Here is a 2,483-nt window from a genome sequence, read left to right as displayed (position 1 = left end):
TTTTGATACCTGTAATGGCAACTAACCCAACATTTTGGGCAAAAGCGCTTTGCATGAACGAACCGAAAATAGGCGCAAAAGCACTCGAAAACATATCGGCACGTACGCCATTGGCGATCCGTTTCGAATCGACTTCAGTTCCTACAATGTCTCCGACAGCAATAATGTCTGCTGTGGTTTCAGTCATAATCACCAAGGTCACAATCAACATCGATAAGATTGCACTAAGCTCGAAAGTCGGCAAACCAAATGCAAATAGGTGTGGAAATTGGAGCCATGCGCCTGAGCTCACCTGAGTAAAATCACCAAAACCCATAAAGTAGGCGAGAGTGGTACCAGCAACAATAGCCAACAGAATTGATAAGCGTCGGATGCTTGCTTGCGGCAGCATATTTAGAACAATCACAATACCTAAGGTCAGTAAGGCTAAAGAGATATTTTCTACGCTACCCCAGTCAGGTGCTTTGTTGTTGCCACCCATCATCCAGCGAATCGCAACGGGTAACAGCGATAGCCCAATAATCGTGATGACGCATCCAGTCACAACGGGTGGGAAAAACCGAATAATTTTTGAAAAGTAAGGTGCAAGGCACAGTCCAATCAGAGATGCGACAATCACCGCACCGTAGACAGCAGGTAATCCGCCACCTGTAGTAATAATGGCTACCATGGTAGCCACGCCAGCAAAAGATACACCCTGAACCAAAGGTAATTTTGCACCTAGATATTTCGTTCCAATGGTCTGAATCAGTGTCGCCAATCCACCTACAAATAGGGCAGCTGCAATGAGCATTCCGACTTGTGCTGAGCTTAAGCCAGCGGCTGTTCCAATAATGAGTGGCGGGGCTACAATGCCACCATACATGGTCAGCACATGCTGTAAGCCGTAAGCAAAACTTTTGGAAATTCCTAAATATTCATGCTCTGGAGAAATCGCATTTTTTTGCTGATGATTCATATTTTTCTCCTATTTATATTTGAATTAACTACCGCGATAAGTGGAGTAAGCAAACGGGCTGATCAGTAATGGAATGTGATAATGCTGATTGACGTCTTCTACAAAAAACTGAATACAAACACGTGGGAAAAAAGTTTTGATTTGCTGAGATGAAAAATAAGGTGCAATTTCAAATTCAAGTTGATAAGCACCTTTGGCAAAGTCTGTTATTTCAAAATCACCCACTCGACCGTCTGGATTAGTGGTTGCGGTTGCAATCAGTTCATGGGTTTCTGCATGAAACAACTTCACTTCTACATGTGCAGCTGGTTTGCCTAAATTCGTATCTAAAATATGAGTGCTGATCATGCTTGTATTTCCTGAGATAGACGTAATAGAGCAATCGCTGAGAGTTGCTCATGTACAATTACTTTTTCGATGGCTAAGTCATGTTGTAAACGTTCGCGTAGCTTTTTTAAAATCTCATCGCTACAGAGGCCCGCTGCTTTAATTAAAAAAATAAAGCCAAACTTTTGTTCATAATCAAGGTTGCCTTGTAGCAGCGCTTGTTGCGTTTGTTCATCTAAAGAAATGCCAGCTTGTTCCTGATTTGAAAAATGTTGCTCTTTTGTATTGAGTTGTTTTTTTGCTTGTCGTTCACCAATTTTTGGGTGGGTTGCTAAAGCAGTTTCAATGTCTTGCCATGACCACATTTGACTTAAATTTTCTGCATGCTCTAAAAGAGATACTTTTGATGAGTAGGGGCGTTCTGAGATGATTTTCTCGGCCCATGCTGGAATGTGGACACAGTTTTTTAACAAAGTCTTGAGTTGTTCGGGTGGGGCTTGATTAAACTCGGCTAAAAACACTGTTATTCCTAAACTCGTTGTCGTGATATAGAGTTTTAGCAATAACAGTGCCAAGAGGGGTTCATGATTCGTTTATGAATTTGGAAAATTAAAAATCAATTATTTAGTTATGTGATTTTTATACCAATGTTCAGCAATGTCTTGACGACTACATATCCAGACTCGATCGTGCATTTGAATGTAGTCGAGAAACTTTTGTAGTGCTTTAAAACGACCTGGGCGCCCTAAAATACGGCAATGCATTCCAATCGACATCATTTTTGGTGCATTTTCTCCCTCTGCATACAGCACATCAAAACTATCTTTTAAATATTGAAAAAATTGTTCTGAACTATTAAATCCACCCGGTGAGCAGAATTTCATATCGTTACATTCCAAAGTATACGGAATAATTAGATGAGGACGTGCCGCACCCGCAGCATTGGTGAGAGTCGTCCAAAAAGGCAGATCATCGCCATAATAATCAGAGTCGTATTGAATTTGCGGGAATTCTGCAAGTAATTGGCGTGTATTAGGGCTATCACGTCCGGTGTACCAACCTATCACTTTATTTCCAAACAAGTTTTCTAAAACAGATAACGCTTGTTCTATATGCTGTTTTTCTAACTCAATATCAGTATCTTGATAGTGAAGCCAACGGTAACCATGAGAAACCACATCATAATCAGCTTGCTTAA

The 2,483-nt window shown here is 40.9% G+C and carries 3 protein-coding genes and 1 pseudogene; all 4 read right to left on the bottom strand.

Annotated elements, in window-relative coordinates; translation table 11 throughout:
* Window positions 1–958: solute carrier family 23 protein (locus UC75_RS10450; protein ID WP_228137266.1), on the bottom strand; the 958-nt coding region annotated here is incomplete at its 3' end.
* A gap of 24 nt (window positions 959–982) precedes the next feature.
* A complete protein-coding gene (gene uraH, locus UC75_RS10445) occupies window positions 983–1,306 on the bottom strand; it encodes a hydroxyisourate hydrolase (protein ID WP_049837538.1) in 324 nt (107 codons plus the stop codon).
* Entirely contained in the window at window positions 1,303–1,806 is a 504-nt protein-coding gene (gene uraD / locus UC75_RS10440) for a 2-oxo-4-hydroxy-4-carboxy-5-ureidoimidazoline decarboxylase (RefSeq protein ID WP_049837537.1), read from the bottom strand. Before uraD ends, uraH begins: the two co-directional genes overlap by 4 nt.
* A gap of 99 nt (window positions 1,807–1,905) precedes the next feature.
* Window positions 1,906–2,483 (bottom strand): annotated as a pseudogene (locus UC75_RS21130) (allantoinase); the annotation flags it as partial.

Origin of the sequence: Acinetobacter sp. V2 (assembly GCF_001188385.1) — a bacterium.
GTDB classification, from domain to species: Bacteria; Pseudomonadota; Gammaproteobacteria; order Pseudomonadales; family Moraxellaceae; genus Acinetobacter; species Acinetobacter oleivorans.
This window is presented reverse-complemented; position numbering and strand designations above follow the sequence as displayed.

Excerpts from the sequence above, each read along its gene's own strand:
- uraH (WP_049837538.1), bottom strand. The coding sequence starts at position 1,306 with ATGATCAGCACTCATATTTTAGATACGAATTTAGGCAAACCAGCTGCA.